This is a genomic window from Marinobacter sp. UBA2688 (genome assembly GCF_002352785.1).
Taxonomy (GTDB): Bacteria; Pseudomonadota; Gammaproteobacteria; order Pseudomonadales; family Oleiphilaceae; genus Marinobacter; species Marinobacter salarius.
On record NZ_DELU01000010.1, the window covers coordinates 451,656 to 468,407 of the forward strand.

Here is a 16,752-nt window from a genome sequence, read left to right on the forward strand (position 1 = left end):
CCCGTGGCCGAGGCAGGGAAGAATCAGGGTCTGTCCGGGAATGGCCGCATTGCCATTCTCGGAGCAGGCTCCATGGGCCAACTCTGGGCGGGCTACCTGGCCACCGGGACGGTAACGTTTATCCCTCGTCACGAGGTTTCCCCGGAAACAGATCAACCCGCGCTGACTTACACGTTTCAGCCGTTCGAAGGCCGAGAGGAAGTCGTCACAGTTCCCTACCTGCTCGCCACAGCAGCACGCCCTTCACTGTTGATGGTCACCACGAAAGCGGGCGATACGCTCGATGCCGTTGAATCCAACCTCCATTGTATTTCTCCGGACACCCCCATTGTCCTGTTCCAGAACGGTATGGGCTGCCAGCAAGCGGTCGCCGGGCGTTGGCCACAACGACCGATCCTTGCCGCCAGCACCACCGAAGGGGCGAACCGCCCAGCACCAGGCTGCACAGCCCACGCCGGCAAAGGCGAAACCTGGGTTGGCCCATTAACCACCAGTGCGACAACGCATCTGGCGCAGGTAGTAACGGCGCTTGGCACCAGCGGGTTAACGGTTCACGCAGAGCAAGACATTCAGAGGCGGCTGTGGGACAAACTGGTCATCAATGCAGGTATCAACGCCTTTACGGCAATCCTCGACTGCCCGAACGGTGATATCCTCACGGACCCGTTCTACCTGGAACATATCGATGAGTTGTGCGACGAAATTGCAAACGTGATGAAGGGTGATATCGAGAAAGCCCAACCCTCAGTCACGATTCGCGAACGCATTGAAATGATCGCCCGCAAAACGGCGCGGAATACCTCATCCATGCGCAGCGACAGGCGGCTGGGCCGCCGCACCGAGATTGACTTTATCAATGGATATATCGCCAGGCGCGGGCATGAGTTGGGCGTTGACGTTCCGACAAACCAGATGCTGACAAACCGTATTAAACAGCTATCGCCGTAGATCTCAGGAGCACACCCTTCAGATCCCGAATGTCAGACCCTGAACGCTTCCACGAGACGCTGCAGTGACGCAGTCAGTTGTGACATTTCCCGTGACGACGCCAGGGTTTCCTCGGCGTTATCTGCCGTTTTCTCACCCAGAACGCTGATCTGTTCAACGTTGGTATTGACGTTCTTCGCCACGGCAGACTGCTCCTCAGCCGCCTGTGCGATCTGGTGGCTCATATCAACAATGGTCGAAATACCCTGGGCAATCCGGTCCAGCGCTTCCGTCACGTCCGCCGACTTCTTGACCGTGGTTTCAGTCACGTCATGGCTGTTGGTCATGGCCGCAACGGCTTCCTTAACGCCACTTTGCAACCGGGTGATCATACCCTCGATTTCTTCGGTCGATTTGTGGGTACGCTGTGACAGCGAACGTACTTCGTCTGCCACCACGGCGAAGCCACGTCCCTGCTCGCCCGCGCGGGCAGCTTCGATGGCCGCATTCAATGCCAGGAGATTGGTCTGCTCCGCAATCGCCTTGATTTCGACCAGAACCTGACTGATGTTATCGCTATCGGCGTTTACCCGGTTGATAACCTCGACCGCACCGGAAATTTCGGTAGCAAGACGGTTGATGGTGGCAACAGTATCCGCAACCACACCGCGGCCTCTCTCGGTATCCTCTTCAGCCGCGCCGGCGCTGTCAGACACGCGATGGGCACTCTCGGTGACCTCATTGACCGCTTCCACCATCTGGTTCATGGCTTCGTTGATCTGGCCCGACTCTTCCATCTGCCGCGCAACGGCCTCGCTGTTCGCAGCGGCGGTGTCGTTAACACGCGTGGCCTGCTGGTCCACATCCGAAGTGGTGCTACTCACCGAGCGGATCAATTCCGCAATCCGGTCCGTCATATTGTTGAACTCGGTGGTCAGTTCACCCAGTTCATCACGATTATCCAATTGGATGTGAGTCGTCATATCGCCCTCAGCCACGGATCTTGCTGCCGTGCTGAAACGGTTAATAGCCGTGCGTACCGACATGAAGAAGCCGACATAGAGGTAAACCACCACCAACAGAACAATCACCAGTGCGGCAATAATCAACTGCCGTTGCTGCAGCTCGCCCTCCAGTCGTGAGTTCAGGTTTGCGCCGACGACGTCAAAAATTCCGGCCTTGAGCGCATCGTAATGGGCAAGCTGATTCTCGATGGTACGGTTGAAATCCCGCCAGGGTAACTCCAGGCGCATAGGCGTAATGATATTGGTATCCAGCTCGTCACGCACAACTACCAGACTCTCGAGAATACCGTCGACCGCGTCACCTGTCGTTTCCTCGAGGGTCGGCGATGCATCCATCGATACCGTTAATGCAGGCCCGAGCAACGAGGCGCGGTTGGTCAACTCATCATAAATTTCATTGAGGCCGTCACTGAGGTTGTACCCCACCTGCCCGTCGAGGAGCGCAAATATCCCGAAAGTCCTGGCCCGACCAATGATGCTGCGGGCATCCGGCAACGACTCACGCAACAGGCCCAGGAGCAGTAGGTTTTCACGTGAGGCGTCCTGCCCCAGACCGGAAATTTCAATGGTCGCGGACAACAGCGCCCGCACTTTCTGGACGAATTCCTGATAGTACTTGAACTGGGGGTCGATATTGCCCTGATAACTGTCCGTCGATTTGAGCGTTTGCCACTCCTCCACCAGCATCGCTACTTGCTGGGACCAGTTACCGGATTCATCAAAACGAGCCTCTGCGTTAACCAGTTCCTCAAGAATTCTATCAATCGTTTCTGACGACTCTGCGGACTGTGAGAGCAGTTCATTGTCATCCTTGATCTTGCCGGGGGCACGAAAATCCCGGTATGCCATGGACTCTGCCAGCAGCGTATCCACCTTTTCGAGCTGCTCCAATCCCTCCACGCCCCGGGTCATGGTATCAACCGACCGGTTCAGTTCACTGATAACCAACCAGGAAAGGGCAATAATGGGAAGCAGGAACAACACACTGATCAGGCTGAATTTGTAGAACATCGGCAGCCGATTCATCAGCGCTACTGCAGGCTTGATAAGCTGGTTCACGTGTACCCCCACAGAAAGCATCGAAAGGATGGAACTTTATTCTATTTGTTTATATTGTCGACTAAAGTACTACAAACTTGAGTGTTTTTCGGCGTAAAAATGTAATTTTTGTCAAAATGTCGTGATCAGCGCACACCGGCAATAACCAGCAGCGCAAGGATGCAGATCCAGACCAGCATGCTTCGGTTCAGCAAATCCCGGATGGCCTCCAGGCTGCGGCCACCAAAGCCCGCCCATTCGTCCGGATGGATCTTTGAGAACCGTTCCGGGTCCAGTGCATAGCCCGTCAATGCCGCGCTCGCGGCGCCCATCAATAGCTGGTTGGTTCTGAGGCTAAAATCAAACAGTCTTCGTTTTCCTTCTTTCATCCAGCCGGCAAGATCACCTGCGACTCCAAACGTGAAGGACAGTAGTCGTGAGGGAAGCCAATTGAGAATCTCCGCCAGCGCGGCAAACCCTGGTCTCGCTGCCACCTGCGGCCAGTGATCCCTTAACGCGACAACTCCCCTCGCAAAGAAGGCAGCCGCAATACCGCCAACGGCATACCAGAAAGCGACCAGAAAAAAACGCTCGAAGACGCTGACCATCAGCGTTCGTGACAAAGCCAGATGCATCTCATCGGGCGACGTTGCCGCGCCCCGCTCCTCAGCCGGTAAAATATCCATAACGTGATGCCAAGCGGACTGCATGTCGCCCCTGGCCCAGGATTCGCTGTAAACCTCCAGGCGCGCCCGCCAACCCGGCGCACCCATCAACAACACCATCAACAAAAACTCCAATGGATACGCGGCCATGCGCCAGCCAATGGTGTGCAGATAGTACTCCCCGGCGACCAGAATCAGCGAGGGCACAAGAATAATAACCAGCCCCTTCCATAGGCCTGCCTCGTTACCAGACCTTTCAGCGCCTCCCCGGTTAAACGCGGAACGCCACAACGGCTCAGAAGACCAGGCGTTGGCCGCATCCAGCTTGCGTCTCACCAGGTAAGCGAGCAGAAACACCACCAATACCATCAGTTATCCGCTCCGTTGCAATGCCCTGTACCAAGCAGTTGCCGATATCGGGGCCAGTCAAAAGCCGGGCCTGGATCGGTTTTGCGACCGGGTGCGATATCGCTGTGCCCGGTGATCCTCTCTGGCGTGATGGCCGGCCACGATTTCATGATCAATGCTGACACGTCAGCAAGCACCTCATACTGAGCTGCGGTGTATGGAATGTCATCCGCGCCCTCCAGCTCAATGCCGATTGAATAATCGTTGCACTCTTCCAGGCCCTGAAAGCAGGACCGCCCGGCATGCCACGCGCGCTCCAACAAGCTGACGAACTGAAGGCATTCACCATCCCGGCGGATCAGCAGGTGTGACGAAACCTTCATATCGGCGATGGTCTCGAAATAGGGGTGCTCTGAGGGGGACAGTTGGTTGCAGAAAAACCGTTCGATGGCATCGCCTCCGAACTGCCCGGGAGGAAGGCTGATGTTATGAACAACCAACAGGGATATTGCCGCCCCTTCGGGGCGTTTGCCAAAATTTGGAGACGGGCACCAACGGGCGCCGGCTACCCGACCGGTCGTCCGTAATCCGGCGACAGCCGGTGGCGACAGGTCAATGGTGTTGCGCGAAGGGATGGTTTCAGACAATGTGGTTCCAACAGGCCGGGGCGAACAGACCGGACCACCGATGCGTTCGCCGTTGTTGCTTTGATGCTCCTGATTGAAGCACAAAGTCTCCGGTCTTGCTATACGATCAGTCCTTGCGGCTACTGCGAAGGTTGTCGATGATGGATTCCAGCGCCCGGTCGAATATCAGGCCGTCGTCCAACATGGAGATCTCATCCGCAGCGAGCGCCAGTGCGAGGTTTTCACGCTGATATTCCGCCACCTTGGCACCACTGCGATTAACGAAGATGTACTTGCCCGTCGCCTTGATAAACGCGGCCAGCTTGCAGCGTGTTTTGTTGCCATCACGGGTCAGCTCAACCCAGGAGCCAACACGAAGGCCATCAGCCCGCTCCAGCCATTGCAGCTCGACATTTGCCCCGGAGCTCTCGGCCAATTCCTCTGCGGCCGGCTCTTCAGGGCTTGGCACGGGGCTAGCAGATACAGACGTGGTGGCGTCCGAGGGCTCGAAGGCGCCTGCCATTACGCCCTCAGTCGTTCGCTCCACTTTCTCTGGAGCTTTGGGCGCGGTATCCGACATATCCCTGGAGACCACAGACGGTTCCGCCTCCACCTTTTGGGGCGCAGCCTGAGGTTCAGGTTCGGGCGCCACAGCAGGGCGGGTTGTGGTGACAAGGCGCTGGAACACGTCCACGTGGGCCAGTTCAAGGTCTCTTATGGCGGCGTCGGTGGCAAACGGGTCCCACGAAATTTCCTGTAGGGCGTTTCTCAGACCGTCCACGATTCCCGGAATCGACCGCAGCAGCTCGCTGCGAGTGTTGTCGTTGATGGGACTGGGATCAACACTCCATACGAGCTGCCGGGTAAGGTCACATGCCTCATCCCAGCGCTCACTGTCTTCACCCTCACGCAGCACGATCCACTGTAGATACTTTGCCCACGCCTCATTCAACAGTGTGACGACCGGAGGAGACAGATCCCGACCGGTAATCTGTTCGTTCAGCAGGTTCTCAGACGCTTTGGATGCCCGCTCCTGCTTGGCCCTGCCTTCCTCAGCATCACGCAGACGCTGCTCCACGAGCTCCCTGCGACGACGGTCCAAATCCATGAAATGGCCGAAATCGCTGAGCAACTCACTGAAAATATCGACGTTGTCGGTAAACTCGTTAAGCACGCGATCAACCACCGACTCGATCTTGTCTCGTAGCGGATCACGCTGGCCGGCCTTTTTCTCGGTCCAACCGATAGCAGACATGGCCAGCTCATTCAGCAGCTTCCGTACCGGATGTCCGCCCCGGTTAAAGAAATTGTTGTCGCTCAGCGCCACCTTGAGTACGGGAATCTGAAGGCGCCCGATCACGGACTTCATCACCGGATGGAGCTGACGGTCTTCCAGGATAAAATCAAACAACATCGACACGAGATTGATGACGTCGCTGTCCACTTGGCCGACATCATGTTTCTTCCCGGTTTCCGACCGGAACACCTGCTGTAGTTGCTCTGACAGAGGCACAACCTCACCCTGCCCCCAATGGACTGACTGAGACTGGATTTCGTGAAGCCGTGTCATCAGTGTACGGGTGTCGAGCGCGCCGGCGCTGGGCACACCACTGTTTTCTGTGCCGTACTCGCTCGAACTCTGCCCCTGGTGCAACAGAGCGCTCAGTTCAGAAAACGTTGCCCGCACATCGTCGGACGGCGTCGTGAGCGGCCCCGACGCATCTGACTCCGAGCTCGCTGACAGCGTCCCAGCAGTCCGCCCCCCAGCCGGGGCGGATTTGCCAGACGCGCCCTGGCCACCGACCGGCGGGCGACGCATGTCGGGCAGCACCCCTTCGGCGATCAGGGTTTTGTTGGCATCCTTGTAGAAATCACCCAGAACCCCCACCAGTAAGCGGTCGAACAGTTTAAGCACCACCAGCTTGGCACGGATATCGATATCCAGATCGGAACAGGCTTCCGCAACTCCTCCGCAGATCACCTCCGGGCTCAAGGGCATCTGGCTATCTTCCAGACGCACCGAGGGCAGCAGGTGAGCAACCCGCACATTCAGCAGGCGTATAACCTCCGCGTGTTGGTTGCGCAGTTTGTTGATCAGGTTGTCGATGGCGACCTGCTGCTCCAGATCGGAATGGTCCAGCAACGCCAGCGAGTCCTGGTCCACCTCATCCAGGGTGCCACTGCCACCACCCGGCTTGAACGAGCCGATGTCATTGAACGCGCGGCTGACGTACTGCAGCACCGACACGGTCATATTCTTGCGCCGCAGCCTCAACTCACGCATGGCGTCGAAGTAAGCAGTCTGGTCCTGGTTGCTTCCAGCCTTGTCCGCCAGCTCAAAGAGCGCGTCATCCGCCTTGTCGAAAAAACCAGACAGCACAGACTTCAGTGACTGACCCGATACGTCACGCAGGCGTACCAGAGAGCCCGGCAGGGAAAACCTGTCAGGAAGCTTCTGGCTCTTGAGACTTACAACCTTGTTATCCTGCGCCATTCGGCTGCTCCGGGTGGTGTCTGGAGAAATGTGTTATTGCACATCTTAGGCCTTACCCACGTCACCTTGTGTCAGAATTTGTCACCTTTTGTGTTTAAGTGATGGTTGTCACAGTTTAGCACCCCACCCTTCCAGGTTTGGCGAATCTGGCGAAGGCCTATAGAATCACATCCGCACACCCAATGTGCCTCAAAACCGCCACTGAACGACCGGAAACTCTGCCATGATCCCAGCCGAACTGCTTCGTCAGTCCCGCATCGAAACCGTTGCACAAAGCCTGCGTGAAGACATTGGAGATGGCGACATTACTGCCATGCTGATTCCGCAGGCGCGCATCAGTCGCGGACATGTCATTACCCGGGATGCCGCAACCATTGCCGGACGCGCATGGGTTGAGGAGGTGTTCCGGCAGGTGGACCCGGGGGTCACCCTGAGCTGGGAGGTGCAAGACGGAGACGAGGCAAGCCCCGGCCAATCGCTGTTTTCCATGGAAGGCCCAGCCCGCAGCCTGCTCACCGCCGAGCGCTCAGCCCTGAACTGGCTGCAGCTGCTGTCCGGCGTTGCCACCACGTGTGCCGGCCATGCCCGCCGTGTCGCCCATACCGGTGTCCAGCTATTGGATACCCGCAAGACCCTGCCGGGCCTGCGGCTGGCGCAGAAATACGCGGTTACCTGTGGTGGCTGCCATAACCATCGCATTGGTCTGTGGGATGCCTTTCTGATCAAGGAAAACCACATTGCCGCCTGTGGCTCTATTGCCAATGCAGTCAGCGAGGCCCGCCGCATTGCCCCTGGCCGACCGGTAGAAGTGGAAACCGAAAACCTGGACGAACTGGATCAGGCCCTGGCCGCAGGCGCGGATATCATTATGCTGGATGAATTCTCACTGGCGGACATGCGTCAGGCGGTTGTCCGCACGGCGGGCGCCGCAAAGCTGGAAGCATCGGGCGGCATCAGCAGCGAGACGCTGGTACCGATTGCCGAGACAGGGGTTGACTACATTTCTATCGGAGCGCTGACCAAGGATGTCCGGGCGGTGGACCTGTCCATGCGCCTGGACATACACGACTGAATCGGTCGGAGACCCCATTTCTACACTCAGGGCTGACCGGACAGCAGGCGGTCCATTTCTGCCAACTCGCTAATCAGGACGGTCCCTGACTCTTCCCGGCCCCGGAAGTGCTCTTCCGCCATCGGTGCCATACCGGACACCTGAGGCAGGGGGTGGCCGCCTTCAATCAACGCTTTCATGCGGCTGACAAAGACGAACTGCAGCCACTGGGTAAACTCCAGCGTGTCCACGGCAAATGGCTGGGCGCTCTGCAGCGCCTCTGGCGATGGCGGCTCGCTCTCCCACGCATCGAGTCGCCGCAATTCAATCTCTATCTGAAGCAGACTATCCGCGACACGGGCGGTATGGTCGGACGAATTCGCCATAGATATGCTCACTCTTAATCTGCCAGGGGTTCCAGTTCAACGGTTTCGCCATGAAGCACTCGATACAGGTCTTCATACTGCCGTGTCAGCGGATGTTTCGGTGCCATATGAATCAACGGTTGCCGGCTCTGGTGCGACTCCTTCATCTTCACCGAACTGGACAACCTCACCGGCAATACGGGCAGGCCCTCGTCCATCAGCTCGCGCACCAGCTTCTTTGGCAGGCTGGCGCGGGGCTGGAACTGGTTCGCGACAATACCTTCGACCACGAGGTCTTCGTTGTGGTCTTCCTGCAGCTCCTGGATCTCGTGAAGGATGCTGTAGAGGGCCTGACGGGAAAAATCATCGCAATCGAAAGGGATCAGGCAGCGCTGCGCCGCAATCAATGCCGATCGAGTGTAGAAATTGAGCGCCGGCGCCGTATCAATGTAGATTTCGTCAAACGACTCACCAAGCTTCTTCAGCGCTTCCCTCAGCTTGTAGATCTTGTGCTTGGCTTCCAGCTTGCGCTCCAGAAAATCCAGTTCCGGGCTGGAGGGCATAACAAACAGGTTGTCGAAGGGAGAGGCGTGGACAAATTCGTCCGCGCGCCGATTGAACACGGTAAACGCCACCGTCTGCTCAAGATAGTCGGCAACGGTATCCTTGAGCTCGCCCGCAGGCCTACCTAGCAGGTAGTGGGTGGAGTTACCCTGGGGATCAAGATCGACAACCAGTGTTCGTTTGCCCCGGGCAGCGCTGATCGCGGCCAGGTTACAGGTGATACTGGACTTGCCGACGCCACCTTTCTGGTTAAACACTACTCGTCTCATGCTGCTTCCTCTGACAGTTTCCCTGCGAATATAACGCCCTACCAGCCCAACACCGACTTAACGAACGGGATCGTCAGCCGCCGCTGGGCGCGTAATGAATTTTCATCCAGGCGATCCAGAATCGCCAGTAGATCAGCCAGCTTCCGGGGTGCTCGTCTGAGTATGAATACAGCCACATCGTCACTGAGGACAAGGCCGCGCTGTTCCGCCCTCGCCATCAGTATTCTCAGGCGATCATCGTCGCGATGGATCCCCAGCTGAATGGTCAGACCATGACTCAACCGGGACACCAGATCCTGCAACCCGAATGGCAGTGACGCCGGGAGCTCCGACAGGCTGACGACCATCAGGTGGCCATGGTCACTGACCCGATTGTACAGATGGAAGATGGCCTCTTCCCAGTTTTCCTGGCCCGCTATGAGATCCAGGTCATCCAGGCAGATGACCGACTGGCCTTCAAGCCCTGAGAGCGCGTCAGGCCCCAGTGGCAACAACTCTTCCATGCTGACACAAACCGCACTCTGTTGGTTTTGCTCTGCCAGATGACAGGCCGCCTGTAACAGATGGCTTTTACCGGTATCAGCGTCGCCGCAGACGGCGATGACGGGCACAGCACCGGCTTGTTCGCAGGCGGATTTAAGCCTCGCCGCGGCGTCGGCATTCCGGCTGCCATGAAAATTGTCAAAACGGGCATCGTCTCGAAGTTTGACCCCCAACACCAACTGCGACGCACTCACTGTCTTTTTGCCCTCCATGCCCTCAGACCCCAAACGCCGATGTAGTGAGCGCCACTGAAAATGGCTGAAGCCGCCACCAGCAAAATGCCAACGTCCATAACCCACGGTTGCATCGGCAAATCCGCCAGCAGAATGATGATCGCGAGGGCGACCAGAATCTGGATCAGGGTGTTGAGTTTGCCGGGCAGGCTCGGCTGCATCTCAAAGCGACCGACACCATAATGAAACGCCAACCCACCACAGACGATCAGGAGATCCCGGCCCAACACCAACCAGAACAGCCAGGCTGGAAGTACGTCAGTCAGAACCAGCATCAGATAAGCGGTGATCAGCAGTGCTTTGTCGGCCAGTGGGTCGGCAATGGCGCCAAGCCGGGTTCGCCAGTTGTAATGACGCGCAAGGAACCCGTCAAAGGCATCCGTTGCAGATGCCAGAAAAAATATCATCAGGGCGAAACGGTATTCTTTGGCCATCAGCGCTGCGGCAAAAGGAGCGATCAGTAAAATGCGCAAAAACGTCAGCGCATTTGGAATCCAGCGCCAGCGGTGCGTCATGTCATGACTCCCCAAATACCGAACACCGCTATATTATTCCCCGTCTTCCGACTCGACGATGGAAGCAGGCTGCCAGCGGTAATGAAGCACCTGGTAGAGTGACTCGAATGCCTGTTCTGATTCTTCCTCATTTGCCAACAGCGGTTGGTAGACGAACAACGGGTTCGCGGAGGCCGCAGCGCTTTCTGTACTCTGTTCTGCGAGCGCAATGCCGCCTTGCGGAGCCTGCTGCACCGGTTGTACCTGCTCCTGCCCACCGGGTTGACTCTCATCACCGGAGGGCATGCGGGAGATCTCGGCCTCTGAAAGCGGAACCAACCGCGGGTCCAGGGCAATGTACTGCTTCAACTGCTCCATCTCCCCTGAAAACGCAACCCTGAGCGTCAGTTGGTCCTTCCTCGCTCTGGTGGCACCCGCATCGACCACGGGCGACAGGTTCTTGAGAACCCCGTTCACACGGGCGTAATCCTTCAGATTACTGACTCCATGCACAACGATGTCCACCTGTGGAGACTCGCCGACATCACTGCCCGCAACCGCATAACGATCGGCAAACATTTCCGCCCAGCGCCCGACAACGGCAGCGGCCAGAGCTTGAGGAGTGTCAGCGGTCACCGACTGCTCTGTACTATCCAGCCCCATACCGTCGAACACCCATCCGGCGCGCCACTGTGATCCTGAACGGCTGACCCGTACCAATGACATCAGGTCATGCTCCATATCTTCAGACGATCTGCGGACACTGGACGTAAACTGGCCCCATATGTCCGACAACAGTTCACGGTCGTCCCGGTACCCTGCTGGGGGAAGACCCACCGGCAAACCCCGGTCAACCGCCGCGTCTTGAAAAACGCGACGCCACTGTTCATCGGCGCCCGTCCCGGTACTGTCGTTTCCCTGATGGACCAGGGTACGGCGCCCGCCTTCTTCGACCGCGATCCAGGCCAGCGTCAGCGGCCTATTCGCGCCCCACACCGGTGCATCCGCGGACGCCAGCGCACGATTGACGCCGACCGCGCCGAAGCTCATCCGTAGCCTATGATTTCCCGTGTCGGAGCGTAAAAACTGGTAGGACTGAAGCAGCGACTCGGCGTTCGCCAGAAGCTCTTCAACGCCTTCGTTGCGCAGCACGTCGCGGGTACCGGAAACGCGCACAAACACCCGGCTCAGGCCGTCCGCATAGCCCTGTTCAAGTTCCTGCGGCTGGGAGCCAGCGACGGGCACTTCCACCGAGTAAAGGCCGGTGACGGTAACAGCTGCCGCTGGCGCGGCCATCAGCGCCAGTACGCCAAACAACCGGAGTGACTGACGGACTATCCGCGCTGCCTGCATCGAGATTTTTCCTGAGTCTGGCATGAAACACCCTGCGATTCGTCTTAATGGCGCATAGGATACACCAAGCCCCCTGGTGTGAGTAGCTAACCGGGATTGCAGAAAGTCAATCCGGTGTCACACTGCCTTAAGGGTGACAAACGGGGCAATTGCATTTGGAGCGCCGTTCCGCACCTGTTAAAATCCGCCGCCTGTCCCACTGTCCAAACGGTTAAGCACACCATGAGCGAACAGAAGCCCTCCCTCACCTATCGTGATGCCGGCGTTGATATCGATGCCGGTAACGAACTCGTCGACCGCATCAAGAATACCGCGGCGCGCACACGTCGCCCGGAAGTCCTTGGCGGCCTCGGTGGCTTTGGCGCCATGGTGGCTATTCCTCCCGGCTATAATGAGCCCGTGCTGGTGTCGGGTACTGACGGTGTCGGCACCAAACTCCGACTTGCCATGCAACTTCAGAAGCACGACACCATTGGCATTGACCTTGTGGCCATGTGCGTCAACGACCTGGTGGTAGGCGGGGCCGAACCCCTGTTCTTCCTGGACTATTACGCTACCGGCAAGCTGAATGTGGACGTGGCCGCCCAGGTTGTCGACGGCATTGGCGCTGGCTGTGAACAGGCCGGCTGCTCCCTGGTGGGCGGCGAGACCGCGGAAATGCCAGGCATGTACGAAGGGGACGACTACGATCTGGCCGGTTTCTGTGTCGGTGTGGCGGAGCGCAGCGAGATCATTGATGGCAGCCACGTGCAGGCTGGCGACGTTCTGCTCGCCCTGGGTTCTTCCGGCCCGCATTCCAATGGTTACTCCCTGATCCGCAAGATTCTGGAAGTCAGTAACGCTGACCTGAACCAGACGGTTGCCGACGTTACCCTCGCGGATGCCCTGATGGCGCCCACCCGCATTTACGTGAAAAACCTGCTCCAGCTCGTCCGCGAAGTGGACGTTCGTGCGCTCTCCCACATTACCGGCGGCGGCCTTCCGGAGAACATTCCCCGGGTTCTGCCTGACGGCATAGTTGCGGCCATCGATACGGACAGCTGGCAGCTGCCCCCGGTTTTCCAATGGTTGAAAGATGCCGGCGGCGTTGCCAGCGAAGAAATGTACCGCACCTTCAACTGTGGCGTCGGTATGGTTGTATGTATCCCTGCCAACCAGCGCGAACTGGCCCTCGATACGCTGAACGCTCTGGGCGAAAAAGTCTGGCAGGTCGGCATCATTGAAGCCTCTGACGACGCCACGGCCTCTGCATCAGTACGTTATGCACCAGGGCTGTTGTCGGCATGAAGGCAGATTCCGTAACCGCCCCACGCATCCTGGTCCTGGCTTCCGGCAGCGGCACCAACCTCCAGGCCCTCATCAATGCCAGCCGGGAGCGGGACTTTCCCGGCCAGATCGTTGCGGTAGGGTGCAACCGCCCTGGCGCCTTCGCTCTGGAGAGGGCAGCCCAGGCCAACATCGACACCTTCACCGTGGATCATACCCATTACGGTTCCCGCGAGGAGTTCGACGGCGCACTGATGGCGGAGATTCGCCGCCACAACCCGGACCTGATCGTCCTGGCGGGCTTCATGCGCATCCTGACCACGGATTTCGTGCGGGCACTGCGTGGCACCATGCTCAACGTGCACCCTTCCCTGCTGCCCAAGTACACCGGGCTGAAGACCCATCAGCGTGCACTGGACGCTGGCGAAACAACCCACGGCGTGTCCATTCATTTTGTCACCGAAGAACTGGATGGCGGGCCGGTGATTGCCCAGGCAGAAGTGAGCATCTCCCCGGACGACACCCCGGAATCCCTGGCCGAGAAAGTCCAGGAGAAAGAACACGTGCTTTACCCAATCGTCGTGCGCTGGTTCTGTGAGGGACGGATTCAACTGGGCACCGACTACGTCGTGTTCGACGGTCAGCCACTGAATCGACCGGTGGTACTTCCGGACGAGAACTAAGCGGCCTCGGCCTGAGTAAACTTATCGTCATCTCCGGAAGCAACCAGTCACGCTAGACTGTTCAGTGACAGATCTGCCATTGCAACCGGAGGAGTCGCATGCCCCTGAAATTCAGCCTCACAGCGTTGCCCGCCCTGTTAACCGGGGCGCTGCTTCTCGGAGCCACGCTCGCACACGCCTCAGACGAGCCGGAGGACGTCACCCTCCAACCCATGAAGCTCAGCTACAACGCGTCCCTGGACAAGGGCATCTCTCTCAATGGTGATGCCCGCCGCAGTCTGGAGCAACGGGACGATGGCACCTGGCGTTTCCGAACGGACGTGGATTCCTTTGTCGCCGATATCGACGAATCACTGATCTTTCGTTGGGAAGATAATCAGGTGGTTCCACTACGCTACCGCTATAAGCTGTCCGGCCTCTTCATCAGAGACCGTGAGGAAGCGATCGATTTTGACTGGGAAAAAAACGTGGTCAGTGGGCATCACGAGGGTGATAAGTTTTCGATGAAGCTGGAGAAAGGCGCCATGGACCCCATGGGCTACCAACTGCAACTGAGCCAGGACATCAGGGCCGGCAAGCGCGAGATGGAATACCGTGTCATCGACAAGGGCGATTACGACACCGACAGGTTCGCCGTGGTTGACGAGGAGACCGTGCGCATCAACGGCGACGACATCCGCACACTCAAGGCCGAGAAAGTCCGCGACAGCGACAGCAAACGCGAGTCGCTGATGTGGTTCGCACCAGAGCGTGACTATCTGCTGATTCGCTTCCTCCAGGTGGAACCTGACGGCAGCGAGTACGAACTGACAATCAGCGACGCCAAGGTGGGCCGCTAGAGCGTTGAGTTACGGGCTGGCCGTCGCCCAGATAGCCTTTACTTCATCCGCGATGATTCGCAGCCCCTCCGCCACGCGCTCATCGTCCTGTGAGTAGGTCACCCGCAGGCATTCGTGGCGGTGCTTCCAGCCGTCTTCCGGCAAACCAGGGAAGAAGTAGTGCCCCGACACCACCAGTACGCCCCGCGCTTTCAGCCGCTGATACAGCTCCAGACTGCTGATCGGCAGCCCCGGGAACCAGAGCCAGAGAAACATGGCGCCTTCGGGTTTATGGACATACCAGCGACAGCTGTCCTCACCCATGGCATCCCGGAACACCGCCACCGCCCGCTCCATTTTCGCCTTGTAGAACGGGCAGACCACGTCCCGGCTGAGCGACAGGATCTCTCCTGAGCGCACCAGAGGCTCCGCCAGCATGGCGCCAAAGCTACCGGTGGCCAGATTCATGATGGCATTAGTGCCCGACAAGGCCTTGATGACCGGCTCCGCCGCAATAACGATGCCCGTACGCACGGCCGGCAGGCCAAACTTTGACAGACTCAGGCACAGGATCACCTGGTCGTTCCAGTGAGGTGTCGCATCCACAAACAGCAAGCTTGGAAATGGCGTACCGTAGGCTCCATCCACAATCAGCGGGATGTCATGCTGGCGAGCCATGGCTTCCAGCCGTGCCAGCTCTTCGTCGGTGACGACATTTCCGGTGGGGTTCGTGGGGCGGGAAACGCAGATGGCGCCGGTTTCAGCCGTCACCTCGACCGCATCGAAATCCACCCGGTATTTGAACTCATGGGCGTCGGTGAATGAGATATCCGGCTGCACGGCATGGAAAAGCCCGGGCTCAATACCGGCATCGGCATAGCCGATATACTCCGGCGCCAGCGGCAGCAGGACATGCTTGTGCACCCCATCGCCATAATCACCACCGAACATATTGAACAGCATGAAAAACGCGGCCTGACTGCCATTGGTCAGGGCAATATTTTCCGGCTTCAATCCCCAGTCGTATTCCCGATTCAACAGCTCGGCCAACGAGGCAATGAACTGCTTCTCACCCTGGGGCGGGTCATAGATGCCGACCAGCCTGCGCGTATCACCATCACTTTGGGCCATGTCGGCCAGTATCTGCTGTACCCGAGCCTGGATCTCGGGAATATGGCCGGGATTGCCCCCACCCATCATGATCATGTCGTCGCCGGACGCCAGGGCGTTGCCAAGGTCATCCATCAGGGAGGTGATTCCCGCATCCGCGGTAAATTTCCGACCAAAGGAAGAGAGTTTCATGATGCTTTTCTGTACCGGATTAGAACGGATTGTCACCCAAGTGTAGGCCAGAGCCAGCAGCGTTGCCGGTCAGTCGCTCAGCGAGATGCCCAGGTTGCTCACACCGTCGTTGGCGGCATCACCGTGGATGCGTTCAACAAACTGGCTGGTGGGCGTGCGCTGGCGTTTGAGGGCCAGGATCAGGTCGCGCTGGAATACCTTGTCTTCTTTCATCAGCGGATGCTGGTCCAATAGCCTGACCAGCTCATCTTCTTCCAGGTCTTCGCCTTCGGAAAGCTCAACAAAGTTCATGACGGTCGCGGTGGCCATCTGGGAGGCGTCGGTTGCGCGGTGCTTGCCCGGATTGAGTCGGTTCAGCAACGCTTGCTCCAGCAACTGGCAGAAATCAAATGCCGGATAGACCCCGTAAGCGTCATAGGCGTTCACGTCTGGCGACAGCGATTCGAGCTTTGCCAAAAGCTGGGGAATGGCCGCTTCGGAACTGTCCTTTTGCAGCATCTCCCAGCCAAGATCGAGCAACTGGCGCATTTTTGCACCGGTTTTCAGCCCAACGGCGTCCGCAAACAGGGCGTAATTGGGGAAGGAGCGCTCAGCGAGGGCCATCAGGAAAGTAAATTCCCGCCAGCCCTGCAGTTGTGAGACAGCTTTCAGAAACTGATTGGCGTTCACTGTGGCTCTCTCCTGACGA

At 58.2% G+C, this 16,752-nt stretch carries 16 protein-coding genes; 5 read left to right on the forward strand and 11 right to left on the reverse strand.

Annotation, left to right across the window (positions count from 1 at the left end; genetic code table 11):
- Positions 1-3: 3 nt before the first annotated feature.
- Positions 4-948, forward strand: a complete 945-nt coding sequence (locus B3M52_RS06825) for a ketopantoate reductase family protein (protein ID WP_286749187.1) — start codon at positions 4-6, stop codon at positions 946-948.
- 32 nt (positions 949-980) lie between these two features.
- Here the strand turns inward: B3M52_RS06825 and B3M52_RS06830 are convergent, their stop codons facing one another.
- The 4 genes from B3M52_RS06830 to B3M52_RS06845 all read right to left on the reverse strand — a co-directional run bounded on the left by B3M52_RS06830 (position 981) and on the right by B3M52_RS06845 (position 7,123).
- Positions 981-3,032, reverse strand: a complete 2,052-nt coding sequence (locus B3M52_RS06830; RefSeq protein WP_414673596.1) for a methyl-accepting chemotaxis protein — start codon at positions 3,030-3,032, stop codon at positions 981-983.
- Between the two features lie 104 nt (positions 3,033-3,136).
- A complete protein-coding gene (locus B3M52_RS06835; protein WP_075195266.1) occupies positions 3,137-4,024 on the reverse strand; it encodes a regulatory signaling modulator protein AmpE in 888 nt (295 codons plus the stop codon).
- On the reverse strand, positions 4,024-4,650 hold the full coding sequence (gene ampD, locus B3M52_RS06840) for a 1,6-anhydro-N-acetylmuramyl-L-alanine amidase AmpD (protein WP_083637184.1): 627 nt from the start codon (positions 4,648-4,650) through the stop codon (positions 4,024-4,026). Before ampD ends, B3M52_RS06835 begins: the two co-directional genes overlap by 1 nt.
- A 106-nt stretch (positions 4,651-4,756) precedes the next feature.
- Positions 4,757-7,123 (reverse strand): DUF1631 domain-containing protein, encoded by a 2,367-nt coding sequence (locus B3M52_RS06845; RefSeq protein WP_286749192.1) that lies wholly within the window; start codon positions 7,121-7,123, stop codon positions 4,757-4,759.
- 223 nt (positions 7,124-7,346) lie between these two features.
- On the opposite strand from B3M52_RS06845, the gene nadC reads away from it, so the two are divergent.
- Positions 7,347-8,195: a carboxylating nicotinate-nucleotide diphosphorylase gene (gene nadC, locus B3M52_RS06850; protein WP_286749194.1), complete on the forward strand. Its 849-nt coding sequence runs from the start codon at positions 7,347-7,349 to the stop codon at positions 8,193-8,195.
- Positions 8,196-8,221: 26 nt separating this feature from the next.
- Here nadC and B3M52_RS06855 read toward each other — a convergent pair whose 3' ends face one another.
- From B3M52_RS06855 to B3M52_RS06875, 5 genes are read right to left on the reverse strand one after another with little or no spacing between them, the layout of a single operon-like run.
- Complete coding sequence (locus tag B3M52_RS06855; protein WP_286749196.1) at positions 8,222-8,560, reverse strand: YqcC family protein; 339 nt, start codon at positions 8,558-8,560, stop codon at positions 8,222-8,224.
- 14 nt (positions 8,561-8,574) lie between these two features.
- A complete protein-coding gene (locus B3M52_RS06860) occupies positions 8,575-9,372 on the reverse strand; it encodes a ParA family protein (protein WP_286749198.1) in 798 nt (265 codons plus the stop codon).
- A 38-nt stretch (positions 9,373-9,410) separates the two neighbouring features.
- Positions 9,411-10,127, reverse strand: a complete 717-nt coding sequence (gene hda, locus B3M52_RS06865) for a DnaA regulatory inactivator Hda (protein WP_286749200.1) — start codon at positions 10,125-10,127, stop codon at positions 9,411-9,413.
- Complete coding sequence (locus tag B3M52_RS06870) at positions 10,106-10,663, reverse strand: CDP-alcohol phosphatidyltransferase family protein (protein ID WP_286749202.1); 558 nt, start codon at positions 10,661-10,663, stop codon at positions 10,106-10,108. Before B3M52_RS06870 ends, hda begins: the two co-directional genes overlap by 22 nt.
- A 33-nt stretch (positions 10,664-10,696) precedes the next feature.
- Complete coding sequence (locus B3M52_RS06875) at positions 10,697-11,995, reverse strand: DUF2066 domain-containing protein (protein ID WP_286749204.1); 1,299 nt, start codon at positions 11,993-11,995, stop codon at positions 10,697-10,699.
- Positions 11,996-12,217: 222 nt separating this feature from the next.
- Here B3M52_RS06875 and purM point away from each other — a divergent pair, with 222 nt between their 5' ends.
- From purM to B3M52_RS06890, 3 genes are all read left to right on the forward strand, one after another.
- Positions 12,218-13,282 carry a phosphoribosylformylglycinamidine cyclo-ligase gene (gene purM / locus B3M52_RS06880; protein ID WP_286749206.1) on the forward strand — a complete coding sequence of 355 codons (1,065 nt, stop codon included), beginning with the start codon at positions 12,218-12,220 and terminating at the stop codon, positions 13,280-13,282.
- Positions 13,279-13,944: a phosphoribosylglycinamide formyltransferase gene (gene purN / locus B3M52_RS06885; RefSeq protein WP_036206689.1), complete on the forward strand. Its 666-nt coding sequence runs from the start codon at positions 13,279-13,281 to the stop codon at positions 13,942-13,944. The genes purM and purN overlap by 4 nt, the downstream gene beginning before the upstream one ends.
- Before the next feature lie 98 nt (positions 13,945-14,042).
- Positions 14,043-14,783 (forward strand): DUF3108 domain-containing protein, encoded by a 741-nt coding sequence (locus B3M52_RS06890; RefSeq protein ID WP_286749208.1) that lies wholly within the window; start codon positions 14,043-14,045, stop codon positions 14,781-14,783.
- Between the two features lie 9 nt (positions 14,784-14,792).
- On the opposite strand, the gene B3M52_RS06895 is transcribed toward B3M52_RS06890, so the two are convergent.
- A complete protein-coding gene (locus tag B3M52_RS06895; protein WP_286749210.1) occupies positions 14,793-16,064 on the reverse strand; it encodes a valine--pyruvate transaminase in 1,272 nt (423 codons plus the stop codon).
- A gap of 69 nt (positions 16,065-16,133) precedes the next feature.
- Positions 16,134-16,733 carry a YjaG family protein gene (locus B3M52_RS06900; protein ID WP_036206680.1) on the reverse strand — a complete coding sequence of 200 codons (600 nt, stop codon included), beginning with the start codon at positions 16,731-16,733 and terminating at the stop codon, positions 16,134-16,136.
- Positions 16,734-16,752: the final 19 nt, after the last annotated feature.

Excerpts from the sequence above, each read along its gene's own strand:
- B3M52_RS06830 (WP_414673596.1), bottom strand. The coding sequence starts at position 3,032 with ATGCTTTCTGTGGGGGTACACGTGAACCAGCTTATCAAGCCTGCAGTA.
- B3M52_RS06835 (WP_075195266.1), bottom strand. The coding sequence starts at position 4,024 with ATGGTATTGGTGGTGTTTCTGCTCGCTTACCTGGTGAGACGCAAGCTG.
- B3M52_RS06845 (WP_286749192.1), bottom strand. The coding sequence starts at position 7,123 with ATGGCGCAGGATAACAAGGTTGTAAGTCTCAAGAGCCAGAAGCTTCCT.
- nadC (WP_286749194.1), top strand. The coding sequence starts at position 7,347 with ATGATCCCAGCCGAACTGCTTCGTCAGTCCCGCATCGAAACCGTTGCA.
- B3M52_RS06855 (WP_286749196.1), bottom strand. The coding sequence starts at position 8,560 with ATGGCGAATTCGTCCGACCATACCGCCCGTGTCGCGGATAGTCTGCTT.
- B3M52_RS06860 (WP_286749198.1), bottom strand. The coding sequence starts at position 9,372 with ATGAGACGAGTAGTGTTTAACCAGAAAGGTGGCGTCGGCAAGTCCAGT.
- hda (WP_286749200.1), bottom strand. The coding sequence starts at position 10,127 with ATGGAGGGCAAAAAGACAGTGAGTGCGTCGCAGTTGGTGTTGGGGGTC.
- B3M52_RS06870 (WP_286749202.1), bottom strand. The coding sequence starts at position 10,663 with ATGACGCACCGCTGGCGCTGGATTCCAAATGCGCTGACGTTTTTGCGC.
- B3M52_RS06875 (WP_286749204.1), bottom strand. The coding sequence starts at position 11,995 with ATGCAGGCAGCGCGGATAGTCCGTCAGTCACTCCGGTTGTTTGGCGTA.
- purM (WP_286749206.1), top strand. The coding sequence starts at position 12,218 with ATGAGCGAACAGAAGCCCTCCCTCACCTATCGTGATGCCGGCGTTGAT.
- purN (WP_036206689.1), top strand. The coding sequence starts at position 13,279 with ATGAAGGCAGATTCCGTAACCGCCCCACGCATCCTGGTCCTGGCTTCC.
- B3M52_RS06890 (WP_286749208.1), top strand. The coding sequence starts at position 14,043 with ATGCCCCTGAAATTCAGCCTCACAGCGTTGCCCGCCCTGTTAACCGGG.
- B3M52_RS06895 (WP_286749210.1), bottom strand. The coding sequence starts at position 16,064 with ATGAAACTCTCTTCCTTTGGTCGGAAATTTACCGCGGATGCGGGAATC.